Source organism: Proteiniphilum sp. UBA5384 (assembly GCF_002410825.1).
Lineage (GTDB): Bacteria > Bacteroidota > Bacteroidia > Bacteroidales > Dysgonomonadaceae > Proteiniphilum.
Map to the genome: position 1 here is coordinate 26733 of NZ_DHOS01000063.1, position 18540 is coordinate 45272.

Here is an 18540-nt window from a genome sequence, read left to right on the forward strand (position 1 = left end):
AAAGAGATTTATTTGCATATAAATATTGATAAAATAAGAGGTTAGATAAAAAACCTTTATTTGTGTTGTTGTGTTGTATAAATGCTATATATAAAAAAGAAAGGAGCTGAAAATGGCTAAGTATTCAAAAAAAGCACAGGAAAAAATCGGAGAGGTAATGCGTGAATTTAAAAAAGGGGAATTGGAGACCTCTTCCGGCAAAAAAGTAACTGACAGAGACCAGGCTGTAGCCATAGGGATTTCTGAAGCCCATCAATCAGGATATAAGGTGCCGAAAAAGCCTGACAAAAAAGAATCCTCTTCTAAAAAATCAGGTAAAGAAACTTCTTCGAAGCAAAAACAGTCCGGTAAAGGAAAAACAGACTCGAAGAAGTCCGACAAAAAAGGACCGTCAAAGTAATCCGGTGAGAAAACAGTTCTCCCGGTATTATTTTTGTTCACCTCTTTTTACTACTTTTGCGGTATGGATGACACTTACAAAACAGTAACCCATCCAGCCGAGGGGTACATAACTGAGAAGAAGAGTAAATTTATCGCCCATATCTTTCCGGTGAAGAGCGCTGATAAGGTGAGGGAAATCCTGGATGCGCAACGGAAAAAATATTATGATGCCCGCCATATTTGTTGGGCCTATATGCTGGGTTGGGAGAAAAGTATTTTCCGCTCTAATGACGATGGGGAACCCTCAGGAACAGCAGGAAGGCCTATCCTGGGACAGATCAATTCGGCTGGGCTGACGGATGTGTTGATTACTGTGGTGCGTTATTTCGGCGGTACACTCCTGGGAACAGGAGGGCTGGTCAAAGCATACAAGGAAGCTGCTGCCGACGCCATTGCCAATGCTGAGATAGTGGAAAAAACAGTAGATGATATTATCGAAATAGTATTTGATTATTTCTTACTCAATGAGGTGATGCGTGTGTTAAAACAATTTGATACCATACGATGGACCCAGGACTTTACCGATAACTGCCGGATGCATTTGGAAATACGCCGGTCGCTGACATCTCAGCTCATTAACATGCTGACTTCCATTCACGGAGTAGCCCTATATCAAACATAAAAACACTTTAATAATGAAGGTTTTTCTGAAAAAAATCTTGTTCCTTGCGCAAAACTTAGTACTTTTGCACCCAAATTGAAAAACTTGTTTCGTGAATGATAAGAGATAAAAGGTGAGAAAAGACGAAAAAATTAATTTCAATTGAGAGAAAATATTCCGGATATTGTAAAAAGAAAGAGCATTTGAATGGATAAAAACCTGGTTATCGTTGAGTCGCCGGCAAAGGCAAAGACAATTGAGAGGTTTCTCGGAAAGGATTTCCATGTCATGTCTAGTTATGGACATATTCGAGATCTGAAGAAAAAAGATTTCAGTATTGATGTAGAGAATGGCTTTATGCCGATCTACGAAATTCCTGCCGACAAGAAAAAGGTTGTCTCTGAACTGAAGGCGGCGGCAAAAAAAGCAGAAACGGTTTGGCTGGCTTCCGATGAGGACCGTGAAGGGGAGGCCATTTCCTGGCACCTCTATGATGTGTTGGACCTGAAAGAAGATAAAACCAGACGTATTGTTTTCCACGAGATCACGAAGGATGCCATTCAACGCGCCATTCAGACACCCCGTAAGATCGACCAAAACCTGGTAGATGCGCAACAGGCACGACGGGTGCTCGACCGTATTGTGGGCTTTGAACTCTCACCCGTATTATGGAGAAAGATAAAACCTGCCCTTTCGGCCGGACGGGTACAGTCGGTAGCCGTACGCCTTATAGTGGAGCGGGAACGCGAGATACAGAATTTTAAATCGGAGGCCGCTTACCGTATCGTGGCTCATTTCACTAAAGAGGAAAATGGACACTACTATGAGATCAAGGCTGAATATAATAAACGGTTAAAAACCAAAGCCGAGGCATTAGCGCTGTTAGAGAAACTTAAGACATCGACTTTTACTGTGGGGGATGTACATGTACGCCCGGTAAAGAAATCACCTGCTCCCCCGTTTACTACCTCTACCCTGCAACAGGAAGCTTCCCGCAAACTGGGATTCTCGGTAGGACAGACAATGATGGTTGCCCAGAGACTCTATGAGTCGGGGAAAATTACCTATATGCGTACTGATTCGGTACATCTTTCCTCTTTGGCAATCGGAACCACCAAGACAGAGATCGGTGGGCAATACGGAGAAAAATACATTAAAAGCCGCCAATATGCCACCCGATCGAAGGGAGCACAGGAGGCACACGAGGCCATTCGCCCTACCTATATCAGTGAACATGAGGTGGAAGGTTCTGCTCAGGAAAGGCGGCTTTATGAGTTGATCTGGAAGCGTACCATCGCCTCCCAGATGGCTGATGCTGAATTGGAACGCACTACTGCCGATATTAGTATCTCGAATGGCGACGGCAAGTTTGTAGCGAATGGTGAAGTAATCAAATTCGACGGATTCCTGCGCGTTTATCTGGAAGGAACCGACGATGAAAATGGAGAGAATGAAGAAGGTATGCTCCCTCCTTTGAAACATGGTGAACAACTTGCTATGCTGGAGACCAATGCCACTGAACGGTTTACCCAGCGACCTCCCAGATTTACCGAAGCGGCCTTGGTGAGAAAGATGGAAGAACTGGGAATTGGCAGGCCTTCCACTTATGCTCCAACTATTTCCACTATCATCAATCGGGAGTATGTAGAAAAAACAAATGTAGAAGGAGAGGAAAGGGCGTATAATATCCTTACCCTCAAAAAAGGTGTTATTAAAGATAGCAACAAGAAAGAAATAGCGGGTGCCGATAAGAATAAATTGGTACCTACCGATATAGGAATGGTTGTAAACGATTTTTTGGTGGAATATTTCCCATCGATTATCGATTATAATTTTACAGCGAATGTAGAGAAAGACTTTGACAGGATTGCTGAGGGAAAAGCCCAGTGGAATAAGTCGATAGCCGACTTCTATAAAATATTCCATCCTATTGTGGAGGAAACGTCGCAAATGCGTACCGAACACAAGGCGGGTGAACGAGTATTGGGAACTGATCCCAAGACAGGACGCCAGGTGTCGGTGAAGATCGGTCGTTATGGCGCCATGGCGCAGATCGGAACACAGGAGGAAGAGGAAAAACCGCTTTTTGCTTCATTGCAGAAATCACAATCTATCGAAACTATTACCCTTGAAGAGACATTAAAACTGTTTGAATTGCCCCGTACTGTAGGTGAATTCAGGAATAAGGAGGTGGTAATCGGTGTAGGACGGTTCGGCCCTTATATCCGTCACAACAATAAATTTGTCTCTTTGCCCAAGGGTGTTGATCCGCTGGAGATTCAACTCGATGAAGCAATCGAATTGATTGAGGCCAAAGAGAAAAAAGACCGGGAAAAGGTCATCAAGACATTTGATGAGGAGCCTGAATTGCAAGTATTGAATGGTCGTTACGGACCCTATATTGCCTATAAAAAATCGAATTATAAGATACCGAAAAGTACCGGAAAACCGGAAGAACTCTTATTAGAGGATTGTCGTAAGATTATTTCTGATGCGGAGAATGCCAAAGAGCACAAAACGGGAAAAGGAACGACGAAAGTATCTACGACGAAAACGCCTGCCGGAAAGTCAACAGCAGTAAAATCGACGAAAAAAAAGGCTTCGTCTAAAAAGAAATAACAATACCAGGATCGGTATTTAATATTGATAACGAGCGTTTTTTTTGATCGTTTACTTGATGGAGGATAAGAATCCAGACAGGAGAGTAAAGGGTCGAAGGAATCAGTAAAGAACCAACCCAATCACACCGGAAAGGAAAATGAGCAGAATTGGATCTATTTTTTTGAGAGATGCTATCAGCACTACTCCAAAAATAATCCAACTTTTGTAGTCGATAAAATTATAGGGAGTAATCAGTATAAGCGCAGCAGAAGCGATCAACCCGATAATAGCCGGTTTCAGAATGGAGAGCGCAGATTGTATCCATGGATTGTTTTTGAGGCGGAAGAAAAAGGCGGTGACAAGTGTCATCAGGATAAGAGAAGGGAGACTTACCGCCAAGGTACTGATAGCTGAACCCAGTATCCCATAACCGGAAGTGAATCCCATTTCTGTTACAGCAGAATAGCCGATATATGTTGCCGAATTGAAGGCGATTGGTCCGGGGGTGGTCTGGGAAATCGCCACAATATCGGTGAACTCGTTTATTGTGATCCATTGGTGGGTATCCACTATTTCATGTTGTATCAGTGGCAGCATGGCATACCCTCCTCCAAAACCGAATAACCCGATCTTGAAAAACGATACAAATAGTGCCAGATAGAGATCCAATAATTCCATATTACTTGTTCACTCTCTTTTTTAGATAAATAAAATGGGTTATTCCTAAGAAAATAGCGGTCAAAACGATATACATAGGGGAGATATTCAGTTGCCAGACCGCAAGTGCTACGACGATGGGGATCCAGAGGTTTTTCCATTTCACTCCGGCTGATTTACCCAGACTGAAGAGCGGGGAAACAATCAATGCTACCACTGCGGGACGGATACCTTTGAAAATGCGCTCCACTACCGGGTTATCCTTGAATTGCGTAAATACCAGGGCGATAAGCAAAATTACAATAAACGAGGGTAAAATGACACCTGCCCCCGAAAAGAGACTCCCCTTGAAGCCTAATCGCTTACTCCCTACGAACAGAGCTGTATTGAGTGCGATGGGACCCGGTATCGATTGAGCAATGGCAAGCATATCCATAAATTCCTCGTCTTCCAGCCATCCTTTTTTGTCGACTACTTCGTTACGGATAAGGGGAATCATGGCATAGCCCCCGCCAAAAGTGAAAGCCCCAATCTTGAAAAAAACAAGAAAAATTTCCCAATATTGTTTCATTATTTGCTCCGTCGGATTAAAAAAGTGAAAAGCAGATTGCAATCGAAGTATATCTTCTTGCTAATCTGCTTTTTATAAAAAAGCCGCACCGGTGGAATAAGACGAAACTCCTTATGACAGGATTTGAGTGTCCCGGTATCTTTGTAATCCGCTGTTCCGGTAAACCGGAATCCCGAAGGCTACGGCCCGCCATTGATACCAAAAACGAGTCTCGGTTCATAAAATGTAATTGATGAGTTTCCCAATCGACCAATGCGGCAATGACTCATTCAATTTTTATGTATCCAAAGATAGGGGCTAAAAATGAAACTTCCAAATTATTTATGTTATTTTTTTGTCCCTTTCCTTCGTCTTGTATGCGACACTGTTCATTTTCAGAAGGGTTGGGTTTCTATTCAAAACTCCGTGAGATATTCAGTAATTGATTGTAGTTGCTGTCTGCTCATGTCAGGATTCCGCTAAAAACCGAGCGATCTCTTCGTCTGAAACCTCATGATTAGTCAAGTCGCCCGCCAGATATTGATCATAGGCTGCCATATCTACCAAGCCGTGTCCTGAAAGATTGAACAGGATCACCTTCTTTTTTCCCTCTTCTTTGGCTTTTAATGCTTCACGAACGGCCACAGCGATAGCATGGGTGGATTCGGGGGCGGGAACAATACCTTCGGTACGGGCAAAAAGTACACCTGCTTCAAATGTTTCCAACTGTTTGACGCTTACTGCTTCAATCAATTTCTCTTTCAATAGTTGGCTCACGATACTACCGGCACCATGATAACGCAGCCCGCCTGCATGGATATTAGCCGGTGCAAATTTATGTCCTAATGTGTACATCGGGATCAGTGGGGTGTAGCCTGTCTCGTCACCGAAATCGTACCGGAACTCACCTCTGGTCAGTTTGGGACAGGATGCCGGTTCCGCTGCGATAAAGCGGGTAGTGGTTTTTCCTGCGATATTATGGCGAAGAAAAGGAAAACTGATACCCGAGAAATTGGAGCCTCCGCCAAAACAGCCGATTACTACATCGGGATACTCGTCAGCCATCGCCATCTGCTTTTCAGCTTCCAGACCGATAATAGTTTGATGGAGCGCTACATGGTTCAGTACACTCCCCAGAGTGTATTTGCATTTGGGTGTCTGCATCGCCAACTCAATCGCTTCGGAAATAGCTGTTCCCAGGCTGCCCTGATAATTGGGATGTTCGGTAAGAATCTTGCGTCCTGCTTTAGTCGACATACTGGGTGAAGGAATCACCTGTGCTCCCCATGTCTGCATCAGTGAGCGGCGGTAGGGCTTTTGCTCGTAACTGATTTTTACCATATAGACTGCTAGTTCCAGTCCGAATGTTTTGGCAGCAAAAGACAGTGCAGTCCCCCATTGTCCAGCGCCGGTCTCGGTAGTGATGTTGGTAGTTCCTTCTATCTTATTATAGTAGGCCTGTGGTAGCGCAGAGTTGAGTTTGTGCGATCCTACGGGACTCACACTTTCGTTTTTAAAATAAATATGTGCTGGCGTATCGAGTGCTCTTTCCAGAGCGGTAGCACGTACCAGTGGGCTGGGGCGGTAAATTTTATATTTCTCGCGTACCTCTTCCGGAATATCAATCCACGCGTCAGTCTGATTCATCTCCTGGCGTGACAGTTCTTCGGCAAACAGGGGATAAAGATCTTCCGCTTTCAATGGCTCTTTTGTCTGCGGGTTAATCATGGGCTGAGGTTTGTTTTTCATTTCAGCCGTCACATTATACCATTGTGTGGGAATCTCTGTCTCCGGAAGAATGAATTTCTTTGTTTTTTCCATTATCATCATATTATTGGGGTTTTATTATTCAATCCTTGTAAGCCGATTTGTCAGGATGTTTTCTTCCACGATCGCATCAATTACAGCTACCGCTACCATGTGGACGATATCGCGTACGGATGTTTCCACATCAAGGATATGTACCGGTTTTTTCAGTCCCATCTGGATAGGGCCAATGATGTCATTTGTACCGGTCTCCCTCAATAGTTTATATGCTGAATTGGCGGAACTGAGATTGGGAAATACCAATGTGTTCACTTCCTTATCACGCAGGCATGAGAATGGATATTTCTTATCACGCAATTCCTTGTTGAGTGCATAATTTACCTGCATCTCGCCATCGACCACCAATTCGGGATATTTTTCATGCAATGTATCCACTACTTTGTGTACGCTAGCGGGACTACCTATCGAGTCGGCACCAAAATTGGAGTAGGAAATCATGGCAATCACCGGGTCATGGGCGAAAAACTTGACGGTGGCATTGGCCAGCCGGGCAATATCTATCAGCGCATCGGTATCGGGATGGCGGTTGAAGAGCGTGTCGGCCAGAAAAAGCACACCTTTTTTCGTATTGACGATATGCATTGCGCCGATATGGTTCAACCCGTCGCGGACGCCTATTACCTCTTTGGCAATATCGGTAGTATCAGCATACTTGCTGAAGACACCTGTGATCATGGCGTCGGCATCTCCCGTTTCCACCATCATCATTCCGAAATAATTCCGCTCGAACATCTTTTCTGCAGCTTCGTCAAAGGTCATGCCTCTACGTTTCCGCTTTTGGGCAAGGATTTCGGCGTAATGCAAACGCCGTCCTTCTTCGCGGTCGTGGCGCAGATTCACAATTTCTATTCCCTCGAGGCTGATTTGGTTTTCCTTCGCTACGTTCGCGATCTTCTCCTCGTTTCCCAATAGCACCGGCATACAAATACCTTCGGCATATGCCATTTCGGCTGCCTTGAGCATATTCAGATGGTTTGTTTCCGAGAAAACCACTCTTTTAGGGTTTTGGCGTGCCATCTCGAACAGGCGACGGATCATTTTGTTGTCCAACCCCATCAAGTCACGCAGCTTATGATCGTATTCTTCCCAGTCGGTAATCGGCTTGCGGGCCACCCCCGATTCCATCGCAGCCTTTGCCACTGCCGGAGCGACAGTGGTCAGGAGCCTTGGATCCAATGGTTTGGGAATGATATATTCTCTGCCGAACCTTAATTTTTTGATGCTATAGGCTGCATTTACCACGTCGGGTACCGCTTTCTTGGTAAGCTCCGCAAGGGCATAGACCGTGGCAACTTTCATCTCTTCATTGATAGCGGTGGCCTGTACGTCGAGTGCACCACGGAAGATATAAGGGAATCCCAGCACGTTATTGATTTGGTTGGGATAGTCCGAGCGTCCTGTGGCGAAGATGATGTCATTTCGTGATTCCATCGCCAGTTCATAGGATATTTCGGGATTCGGGTTTGCCAATGCAAATACAATAGGATTAGAATTCATCGATCGCAACATATCAGGGGTAAGTACGTCAGCTACCGAAAGCCCAAGGAACATGTCAGCATCTTTGATAGCCTCTTCCAGGGTAGAAATATTGCGGGTAGTGGCAAAAGGTTTTTTACGATCGTTCAGGTCAGTCCTGGAGGTGTTGATTACTCCTTTTGAATCAAGCATCACAATATTTTCCGGTTTTGCTCCCAATGCAATGTACAGCTGTGTGCAAGAGTTGGCAGCTGCCCCCGCTCCGTTTACCACGATGCGGATATCTTCAATTTTTTTACCGCTCATTTCCAATGCGTTAAGTAATCCGCATGCCGAGATGATGGCTGTGCCGTGCTGGTCGTCGTGCATAATGGGAATATCCAATTCGCTTTTTAATCGCTCTTCGATTTCAAAACATTCCGGTGCTTTAATATCTTCCAGATTGATACCGCCAAAAGTGGGAGAGATAGCCTTCACTACCTCAATAAATTTCTCAGGATCTTTCTCGTTTACTTCGATATCAAACACGTCGATTCCTGCGAATATTTTAAAGAGTAATCCTTTCCCTTCCATCACCGGTTTACCGGCCATGGCACCAATATCACCCAGACCCAGTACGGCTGTACCGTTGGAGATCACAGCTACCAGATTGCCTTTTGAGGTGTAATCATAGGCTGTCTGCGGATCTTTTTCGATTTCAAGACAAGGTTCAGCTACTCCCGGTGAGTAGGCCAGCGAGAGGTCTCGTTGAGAACTATGGGGTTTGGTCGGAATAACTTCTATTTTTCCCGGACGCCCTTGCGAATGGTAGGCTAGTGCGTCGTCATGCAGTTTATTGTTTGCCATTTTGATTGTTATTGAGGAATGAAAATACAAAATCGTACAAAATTATAAAATAATAGCGACAGATTATAATTTTTAGAGAATTTAGGGTACGATTATCACTTTTTATCTGTCTCCATACTCCATAAAAGCGGTTTTTCAGGGAAATTTTTGAATGCAGAGCCTTTGAATGTGTCAGACTCCCGTAAACTATGTTAAAACTCAAAAAACTAATTTGAGTTTTTAAGTTTTCTATCTTACCTTTGCTTCGTTTTATGAATATAAAATGGAATTAAATGAACGCATAATAGAAAAAGCAGGCGAGCTGTTCCGGAAATATGGTATAAAGAATGTGTCGATGGATGAGATTGCGTCCTCAATGGGTATCTCCAAGCGTACATTGTATGAGAATTTCAGGGATAAGGAAGATATTTTGTTATCTACGCTCCATTGGTTTGGTGATAAAAGAAAAGAAGAATTTGAATCTCTTTTCGCACAATGTCAAAATTCGGTGGAGGTATTTATCAAAATTATCGAAGTGCACGAAAGTGCGCAGGATTGTAGTGTGAAGTTCTTTGAAGATATTCGGAAGTATTATCCGAGTGCTGACAAGATATTGAAAAAGCGTACTGAAATTAATAAAACCCATTTGAGAAATTTTTTGTTGAAAGGAATTAAAGAAGGATATATCCGTGAGGATCTGAATGTGGATGTAGCCGCCTTTCTGGTAGAAGAAAGTACCTACACTTATATCCGTGCCTCCTACCTTGAAAAGCCTCCTTTCTCTTTTAATGAGCTCTTCTATACGATGATGATCAATTTTGTGCGGGGGATTATGACCGGAAAAGGAATCAGTATTATAGACGCTTATTTACAGCAACAAAAATCCAATTGAGCCGGTTCATGCACTAAAGAGATCCATGGTATATTAAAAGTGTCCGGAATGGAATGAAGAGCGGAAACTGATGGACGAGAGTCGTTTAAAACAGCAATGAGTTGAAGTATAAAAAAGAAAAAAGAAACGATTATAATGAATCAACGAAGTATAATACTGTTTTTATTGCTGCTGGTGCGGGTACTTGCCGGCTTATCGGAGACAGCGGCACAACAACCCGATAGTTTGCTGATCGATTTGAATCGGGCGTTGGAGATCGCCTTGAGCGAGAATCCCACGGTGAAGGTGGCCGATATGGAAATCACCAAGAAGCAGTATGCGAAGAAAGCGGCATATGGCGCACTTATGCCGCAGATGGACCTGATTGGGCAGTACCAGCGTGCCATCAAAAGGCAGACGGTTTATTTTGACGAAGGTTTCGGTTTGGGTGGAGGAGGTTTTGATCCGGGCGATTATACTGACGAAGAATTGCGCGTATTGGAAGTGCTCCAAAAAGTGATGATGCCCGGAGGCGGTACTGATAGTGGGGAAGGGATACAGATGGGCCGTTTCAATGTCTGGTCGGGCGGATTGAATGTGAGCCTGCCTTTGGTGGTGCCTTCGCTCTGGAAAAATATTCAGATGAGCGAGGTGGATATTCAATTATCCATAGAGAAAGCACGTGCGTCGCGTATTGATCTGGTGAACCAGGTAAAGAAATCATTCTTCAGCCTCTTATTGGCGCAGGATAGCCACGATGTTTTCAGGAAAACATACCAAACGGACTCTATCAACCTCGAGGATATCCGCAACCGTTATAATCAGGGAATTGTGGCTGAGTATGATGTGATCACAGCCGACGTGAGGCTCAAAAGCCTTATCCCTAATATCCTGCAGTCGGAAAATATGATGAGAATTGCTGAACTCCAATTGAAAATGCTGATGGGGATCGATAGTGATATGCCGATGAAGGTGATCGGCTCCCTGGATGATTATGAGAAAAGCATGTTCGATGCGATTATTCCGGCGGATACGTCCCTTATGAACAATAGTGATATCAGGCAATTCGACCTGCAGGCAGAGCAGGCAAAAAAAGCGTATGAACTGCAGAAATTGCAATATGCACCTTCACTGGTGACCTCTTTCAATTGGACATATATGAGCCAGAATAACGATTTCAAATTTAGTACTTATCGCTGGGATCCCTATTCCATGTTGGGTTTTACTCTTCAGATTCCACTTTTTAGCGGCGGACAACGTTATCATAATGTGAAACAGGCGCAGATACAGCTATGGCAACTTGCTGAACAACGTAAGGATGTGGAGAGGGGGCTTCGGTTGTCGATCCGCAATAACTACGACCTTATCCACAAAAATATAGAACAGATAGTAGCGACACAATCGTCGGTGGAACAGGCGCGAAAAGGGTATGAAATTACCCTCAAACGTTATGAGACAGGTATGGGGACCATCGTGGATGTCAATGCTGCGGCACTGGCCGTGCTGAATGCCGAACTACAGTACAGGAATGCTATTTATGATTATCTTTCCGCAAAAACTGACCTCGAGAAAGTACTGGGGTATGATATTATACCGGTAAGTGAAAAATGAAAAGTGGAGAATGATGGATAATTGACCAACCTTCGAATCCTACATTCAACAAAATACATTAATAATTATATGAAACAACGTAGTTTATTGAGAATAACTCCATTACTGGCAGTTGCATTACTTGCTTCCTGCGGGGGAGGGGATCGTACCAAAAACGCTGAGAGTGAAGCTTCGCAGAAAACAAAGGTACGTGTGGAAGAGGTGCAGTTAGTGCCGGTGGATCAGATATCTACATTCACCGCTACAGTAGAGGCTGATCAGGTGAACAATATTGCCCCTGCCATGGGAGGGCGGATCCGTGAGATTAAAGTGGATGTCGGCGCCCCGGTTCGGCATGGTCAGGTGTTGGTAACCATGGACAATGCGAACCTTTCGCAGCAGCAGATACAGTTTGCTACACTGAAACGTGATTATGAGCGGTATAAAGAACTTTATGAGGTGGGGGGTATTTCCAAACAGCAGCTTGATCAGGCAAAAACCCAACTTGACGTATTGGAATATGCCTTGAATAACCTGGATGAAAATACGACACTCACCAGCCCCGTGAACGGGGTTGTGACAGCCCGTAATTATGATCCGGGTGATATGGCAGGACAGCTGCCCATCCTTACTATAGAGAGTATCAATCCTGTGAAAGTGAAGATCAATGTGTCCGAGTCTTACTATAAGCAGGTTGTGAACGGAATGCCGGTAGAAGTGCAGGTAGATGCCCTGGGAGGTGATGTTTTCAAGGGAAGTGTCTCTCTGATCCATCCTACGATTGATGCGGCTTCACATACCTTCACCGTGGAAGTGAAAGTGCCTAACCCAGACCAGAGGCTGCGCCCCGGCATGTTCGCCCGTGTGAAGATGAATTTTGGCACCAATGAACGTCCATTGCTCTCGGATAAATCGGTCCTGAAGCAGACCGGTTCTAACGACCGCTATGTTTTTGTGGAAAAAGGGGGGAAAGCGATCTATACATTAGTGCAACTGGGAGTCCGGATTAATGATAAATATGAGATCGTATCGGGCTTGACGGAAGGCGACAAGGTAATTGTAGAAGGAAATACCGGTTTGATTGACGGGAGCGAGGTTGAAGTGGTGGAATAATGGAATAGTTCCCCAGGCCCCAGTCCCCAATCATAAGTCATAAATCATAAAATTCCAAAATTCAAATTTCAGTCCATAATTCTTAATTTCTTAATTGGTTTAAATGAAGATATACGAAACCGCGGTGAAAAACCCCGTGGGAACATCATTGATATTTATCGGCGTTGTGCTGATAGGGTTCATGTTCTATAGGCAATTGCCCATAGACCTCTATCCCAATATCGATATAAATATAGTCTCGGTTATGACTTCTTACTCGGGAGCGGGCGCCGAAGACGTGGAGACCAATGTAACCCGTCCCCTCGAAGATGTGCTGAACTCCACGGAGAAGCTCAAAGAGATCACTTCCCAGTCGAGGGACGGAATGTCGATGATCATGCTCGAATTTGAGTTTGGTACCGATATGGATGCTGTGATGAACGATGTGAGAGACAAGGTGTCTATGGTATCAGGCTTTTTGCCGGACGGTACTGAAGATCCCATGATCTTGAAGTTCAGTTCCGACATGATACCGGTGGTGGTGCTTTCCGCTACGGCAGAAGAAAGCTCCGGGGCGCTGTATAAGATACTCGATGAGCAGGTAGCCAACCCGCTCAACCGTATTTCGGGAGTGGGTACCGTCTCTGTCAGTGGAGCGCCGGAGAGGGAAATACAAGTAAATGTGATTCCCGAAAGACTGGAAGCTTACAATATCTCCTTGGAGCAAATCGCACAGGTGATTGCCTCTGAAAATGTAAATGTCCCAGCCGGGAATTTTGATATCGGCACACAGACCTATATGTTGCGTCTGGAGGGTGAATTCAAGGACAGTCGGGACTTGAACAATATCATTGTAGGTAGTAATGACGGACGGGCCATCTATCTGAGGGATGTGGCTTCAGTGAAAGATACACTGGAATCGCGTGTACAGGAAAGTTATACCAATGGACAGAGAAGTGCTTCTATCGTGGTACAAAAACAGTCGGGCGCCAACACCACTGCGATTGCCAATGCAGTATATGCGCAATTGCCGGTACTGGAAAAGAATCTTCCTCCCGATATAAAACTGGTGACCGTGATGGATACCTCCGATTATATCAAGGTGTCTATCAATAGCTTACTGGAGACAATCTTTCTGGCGCTGATTATTGTCGGTATCATCGTGCTTTTCTTCCTGGGACGGTGGCGTGCCACTATCATCATCATGGTGAGTATCCCCATCTCGCTGATCGGATCATTTATTTATCTCTACCTAACAGGAAACAGCATCAATATCATTTCGCTCTCGGCACTTTCCATCACTATCGGTATGGTAGTGGACGATGCCATTGTGGTACTGGAGAATATCACCACCCATATTGAGCGGGGAAGCCGGGTCAAACAGGCGGCTGTATACGGTACGGAAGAGGTCTCCCTCTCTGTGATTGCTTCTACCTTGACCATTATTGCAGTATTCCTGCCGATGACCATGGTAGGTGGTTTTGCGGGTGTGATGTTCAAACAGTTGGGATGGATGGTGACCATCATTATCTCCCTGTCACTGATCATAGCCTTGACGCTAACGCCAATGATGAGTGCCGGTATGATGCGGTCGGGCAAAGATGCCAGGGTATCGGCCTTTGACAGGTGGTATAATAAAAGGATTTTACCGCTACTCAACCGGATCGATCATTCTTACGCCGGATTGGTGAATTCGGTGGTCCGCAGGAGACGCCTGACCATACTGGGAGTAGTGGTGATTTTTATCATCAGTGTAATCATCAGCGCTGTGACGCTGAAGACGGAATTCATGCCGGCATCGGACAATAATGAAATTGCCATTACCGTAGAGATGCCTACCGGAACCCGTATGGAAGTAGCCCGCGAAGCCGGACAGAGGATTGCACAGGGGATGAGGGATAAATACCCCGAAATTGAGATTGTCTCTTTCAGTGTGGGAGCCGCTTCGGAAGATAATACCTGGGCAGCCATGCAGGAAAATGCTTCCAATATCATGACATATAGGATGCGCCTGACGGAAGCCAGAAACCGGAAAAAGACTATATATGATATCTCGGAAGAAATACGCCAGGACCTGGGCAATATGCCGGAACTCTATCGTTTCCGTGTAATGCCGGGTGGCGGCGATATGGGAATGACCGGCGGAAGCAATGTCGCTTTGGAAATATATGGCTATGATTTGGCAGCTACCGACCGGCTGGCCGCTGAAATGAAGACGAAACTGGAAGGAGTGAAAGGTTTACGTGATATCACGGTATCGAGAAAAGATTACCGCATGGAGTACCAGATTCAGTTCGATCGTGAAAAACTGGCATTGAATGGGTTGAACATGAGCACGGCTTCCAATGCTATCAGAAATCGAATTAACGGACTTGTCATGTCGCGTTATCGTGAAGAAGGGGAAGAGTACGACATCCGTGTACGTTATGAAGAGCAATACCGCCAATCCATCGAAGATATCGAAAATATATTGATATATAATCCGATGGGAGCCGGAGTACGGGTGCGCGACCTGGGAACAGTAGTGGAGTCCTCCACACTTCCACAGATCGACCGCCAGGACCGCCAGCGTATTGTCACGGTGACGGGCACCATTTACGGACGTGCGCTGAGTGAGGTAGTGACCGATGTGAATGCTATTGTGGCAGAAGCGAATCTGCCACCGGGAGTGCAGATGGAGATAGGAGGATCACTGGAAGACCAGCAGGAATCTTTTTCTCAGTTGGGACTCCTCCTGATGATTGTTTCCCTGCTGGTATATATCGTTTTGGCATCGCAATTCGAATCGCTCACCTATCCTTTTATGATCATCCTTACCGTGCCGTTTGCGTTTACCGGTTCGATACTCTTTTTGGCACTTACCGGAGAACCTCTTGGCATCATGGGATTTGTTGGATTGATCATGCTTGTAGGGATGGTGGTGAAAAATGCTATCGTGCTGATCGACTATATCAATCTGAACCGGGAGAGAGGGATGTCTATTATTACAGCCGTAGTGCATGGCGGACGCTCCAGGCTGCGGCCCGTATTGATGACTACCCTTACAACAATCCTTGGAATGGTTCCGCTGGCTATAGGTACAGGACAGGGCTCGGAGATGTGGAAAGCGTTGGGTATCTCCATTATCGGAGGTATGACCTTCTCCACCGTCATCACCCTTATACTGGTGCCGGCACTCTATTCAATGATGGCGGGCTATGGCGTGCACAGGAGGCGTAAGAAACATCGTGAGGTATTGGTGAAGTGAAAAGTGAAAAATTAAGAAGTCTTTGTTCTTTATTCTGAAAAAAATGAAAGCTGTAATGATAACTTTAGACCAGGCGCACTACGATGAGATCGTGGGCAACCTGAGTTCACTCAATATACGCGGATTCACCGCATGGAAAGAGGTACACGGACGAGGGACCAAGAGAGGAGAACCGCATTATGGATCGCATGCATGGCCCTCGGTAAACAAAACGATCCTCACCATAGTGGAAGACGATAGGGTGAGGTTGTTGCTGGATTATCTGAGAGAACTCGATGATGAGTCGCCTAATCTGGGACTCCGTGCCTTTGTCTGGAATATTGAGGATATGATGTGAGGGCGGTAATCTCCGGTGTTGATTTTATGGCGTTGGGTGACCAAATATTCCATTTCGGTAAGTTCTTAAAAGAGGATGCTTTGCGGTGATATATCTTTGTAAAGTAAAATCTTGAATGGATAGGGAATATGGACAATCAGCAAACATTTTATCTCAAATCCTGGCATTTTTTATCGGCAATCCTTCTATTCACTCTGTTGATGGGAATTCTTACCGGAAAGGATGTCCGTAATATCCCCTTGTTGATGGAAGAAGACTCCCTGTTGACGGAGTTAAATGAAATCGACTTCGATAAAGAGGGTACCACCTTTCTCTATTTCTATAGGAAAGATTCCGAATTATGCCAAAAGATGCGCTACAACATAGAACAGTTAGATGCAAAAAATCTCCAGGGTGTTCATTTCTATGCTATGGATATTGAAGAGAATATGGATTATTTTTATAAATACAATATTTCCGGAATACCCAACCTGTTGATATTTAACGGTGATACCGAAGCAAAGCGTGTTATGGGGATCGTGTCCACCGGTAATCTGGAGAAAATAGTGGAGAGAACAAAATGATAAACTTTTATTATATGGGATGAAGATGATAATCATTGCCATCCAAACAAATGAATAACGAAGAAGAAAGATGAAACAAAGAACTATAAAAGAAACTTTTTCTATTCAGGGAAAAGGACTACATACAGGATTAAAGTCGACTATCACATTCCGTCCGGCACCTGTGGATTTCGGGTATAAAATAAAACGGACCGATCTTGAGGAGAAACCGGTAATTACGGCTTCTGCTGAAAATGTAATTCATAGCCAGAGATGTACCCTCTTGTCTGTGGACGGGGTAGAGGTGGCTACGATAGAACATGCCCTGGCAGCGCTTTACGGCTGTGAAATTGATAATTGTCTCATTGAAATTGATGCACCTGAATTTCCCATACTCGACGGGAGTGCTGCAGAGTACGTGAAGAATATTCATCGGGTGGGTATTGAGGAGCAGTCTAAAGAGAGGATTTACTACGAGGTGGATCATGAAGTTGAATATTTCGACGCTGAAACAGGGTCCTTTCTGCGATTATTGCCCTCCGACAGTTTTAGCGTCCATGTGCAAATTGCGTTCGATTCGGATGTCTTGCCGGTACAAAATGCTTCCCTGGAGAATTTATCCGATTTTGAAAAGGAACTATCGATGTGCAGGACTTTTGTGTTTATCAAAGAAATCGAAAGTCTCCTGAAAACCGGGTTGATCAAGGGGGGCGATCTGGACAATGCCATCGTCATTTATGATCAACTTATTCCACAGCAGGAACTGGACCGGTTGGCCGATGTCATGGGCATAGAGAGGAAACAGGTCGATAAATTGGGATATATCATGAATAAGCCGCTTTTATTCCCTAATGAACCTGCAAGGCATAAGTTATTGGATGTGTTGGGGGATATTTCGCTTGTAGGGAAGTTTATGAAAGGGACCATCATAGCGAATCGTCCCGGCCATAGGGTCAATAACCTGTTCGCACGGAATATCATTGAGCATATGCAAATGAAGCCGGTCCTTGAAATGGTGGAGGTTGTATAGAAATCTGCAATCGGTATGAGAACTATTCTTTTATTTTTCAGTAAAAACATTGCTCCTTTGTTAGGGATGGTACTGGGGTTGATAGCCGGATATTTTTACTGGCAATATTATGGAATCTATGATGGTACCTTCGGATTTTCTTCGGAATGGTGGGTCAATAGCATATATGGCTCATTATTGGGAGGATTAGCCGGTTGCTTCGTCAGGAAATAGTGTCTTTGAATTATAACATATCTCACTTATGAAATTTACCAAATTGTTTCTTACTGTGTTTTCCGTCATGGTACTCACTTCCACTCTCCATGCACAAAATTATAATACAGCCCTGGGGGTGAGGTTGGGGTATGACAGCGGTTTAACGCTGAAGCATTTCTTCACTCATGAAAATCCCGGTGAATTAATTTTATCTATTTCACCCCGGTATTTTCAGGTTGTGGGAATGTATGAGTACCAGAAACTCCTTCCGGGTTCTTCCGATTTCTCGTGGGTCCTGGGACTTGGCGGTCATGTGGGAGGTATACACCACGATAAAGATAAACACAAAAGCAATTTGTTGCTGGGTGTCGATATGATGGCGGGGCTGGAATATAGTATTGCCCGCACGCCCTATGTGGTTGCGCTGGACTGGAAACCGTCTTTTAACTTCACCAACAGTTATAACGATTATTGGTTTCACGGGTTTGCAGTGAGTGTGCGGTATACACTCTTTTAGCGCAGTGAGTTGTCTTTTGGTAAATCACTGAATACGATATGCATATGTTTTAGTTCGGTAGCCAAAAACAGCGTTTGAGTCGGTTTCAGGGAGATACAGCGTTTTAAGGCCATATCTTTGTATCATCAAACAAGAGATTGG

General features: G+C 44.7%; 16 protein-coding genes. 12 read left to right on the forward strand and 4 right to left on the reverse strand.

The window, feature by feature from the left end; genetic code table 11:
- The first annotated feature begins 112 nt into the window (after nt 1–112).
- The 3 genes from B4G81_RS12015 (at nt 113) to topA (ending at nt 3661) form a co-directional block, all read left to right on the forward strand.
- Nucleotides 113–400, forward strand: coding sequence for a DUF6496 domain-containing protein (locus tag B4G81_RS12015; protein WP_294082825.1), 288 nt, complete (start codon nt 113–115; stop codon nt 398–400).
- Nucleotides 401–463: 63 nt separating this feature from the next.
- The gene (locus tag B4G81_RS12020) at nt 464–1063 is read left to right on the forward strand and encodes an IMPACT family protein (RefSeq protein WP_294082826.1); all 600 of its coding nucleotides are present in this window, start codon (nt 464–466) and stop codon (nt 1061–1063) included.
- A 186-nt stretch (nt 1064–1249) separates the two neighbouring features.
- Complete coding sequence (gene topA / locus B4G81_RS12025; RefSeq protein ID WP_294082827.1) at nt 1250–3661, forward strand: type I DNA topoisomerase; 2412 nt, start codon at nt 1250–1252, stop codon at nt 3659–3661.
- Nucleotides 3662–3763: 102 nt separating this feature from the next.
- Here the strand turns inward: topA and B4G81_RS12030 are convergent, their stop codons facing one another.
- The 4 genes from B4G81_RS12030 to B4G81_RS12045 all read right to left on the reverse strand — a co-directional run bounded on the left by B4G81_RS12030 (nt 3764) and on the right by B4G81_RS12045 (nt 8999).
- Nucleotides 3764–4321: a chromate transporter gene (locus tag B4G81_RS12030; RefSeq protein WP_294082828.1), complete on the reverse strand. Its 558-nt coding sequence runs from the start codon at nt 4319–4321 to the stop codon at nt 3764–3766.
- Between the two features lies 1 nt (nt 4322).
- Nucleotides 4323–4871 carry a chromate transporter gene (locus tag B4G81_RS12035; protein WP_294082829.1) on the reverse strand — a complete coding sequence of 183 codons (549 nt, stop codon included), beginning with the start codon at nt 4869–4871 and terminating at the stop codon, nt 4323–4325.
- Nucleotides 4872–5318: 447 nt separating this feature from the next.
- Entirely contained in the window at nt 5319–6671 is a 1353-nt protein-coding gene (locus tag B4G81_RS12040; protein WP_294082830.1) for a TrpB-like pyridoxal phosphate-dependent enzyme, read from the reverse strand.
- A 24-nt stretch (nt 6672–6695) separates the two neighbouring features.
- Nucleotides 6696–8999 (reverse strand): NADP-dependent malic enzyme, encoded by a 2304-nt coding sequence (locus B4G81_RS12045; protein WP_294082831.1) that lies wholly within the window; start codon nt 8997–8999, stop codon nt 6696–6698.
- 262 nt (nt 9000–9261) lie between these two features.
- On the opposite strand from B4G81_RS12045, the gene B4G81_RS12050 reads away from it, so the two are divergent.
- The 9 genes from B4G81_RS12050 (at nt 9262) to B4G81_RS12090 (ending at nt 18399) form a co-directional block, all read left to right on the forward strand.
- Nucleotides 9262–9870 (forward strand): TetR/AcrR family transcriptional regulator, encoded by a 609-nt coding sequence (locus tag B4G81_RS12050; protein WP_294082832.1) that lies wholly within the window; start codon nt 9262–9264, stop codon nt 9868–9870.
- Between the two features lie 135 nt (nt 9871–10005).
- Nucleotides 10006–11460, forward strand: a complete 1455-nt coding sequence (locus tag B4G81_RS12055) for a TolC family protein (protein ID WP_294082833.1) — start codon at nt 10006–10008, stop codon at nt 11458–11460.
- Between the two features lie 69 nt (nt 11461–11529).
- Entirely contained in the window at nt 11530–12552 is a 1023-nt protein-coding gene (locus B4G81_RS12060) for an efflux RND transporter periplasmic adaptor subunit (RefSeq protein ID WP_294082834.1), read from the forward strand.
- Between the two features lie 103 nt (nt 12553–12655).
- Nucleotides 12656–15778 (forward strand): efflux RND transporter permease subunit, encoded by a 3123-nt coding sequence (locus B4G81_RS12065; protein WP_294082835.1) that lies wholly within the window; start codon nt 12656–12658, stop codon nt 15776–15778.
- Between the two features lie 43 nt (nt 15779–15821).
- On the forward strand, nt 15822–16115 hold the full coding sequence (locus tag B4G81_RS12070) for a PG0541 family transporter-associated protein (RefSeq protein ID WP_294082836.1): 294 nt from the start codon (nt 15822–15824) through the stop codon (nt 16113–16115).
- A 128-nt stretch (nt 16116–16243) separates the two neighbouring features.
- A complete protein-coding gene (locus B4G81_RS12075) occupies nt 16244–16678 on the forward strand; it encodes a thioredoxin family protein (protein WP_294082837.1) in 435 nt (144 codons plus the stop codon).
- 70 nt (nt 16679–16748) lie between these two features.
- Complete coding sequence (locus B4G81_RS12080; protein WP_294082838.1) at nt 16749–17687, forward strand: UDP-3-O-acyl-N-acetylglucosamine deacetylase; 939 nt, start codon at nt 16749–16751, stop codon at nt 17685–17687.
- A 15-nt stretch (nt 17688–17702) separates the two neighbouring features.
- Entirely contained in the window at nt 17703–17900 is a 198-nt protein-coding gene (locus tag B4G81_RS12085) for a hypothetical protein (RefSeq protein ID WP_294082839.1), read from the forward strand.
- Nucleotides 17901–17928: 28 nt separating this feature from the next.
- Nucleotides 17929–18399, forward strand: coding sequence for a hypothetical protein (locus tag B4G81_RS12090; protein WP_294082840.1), 471 nt, complete (start codon nt 17929–17931; stop codon nt 18397–18399).
- The last annotated feature ends 141 nt before the right edge of the window (nt 18400–18540 follow it).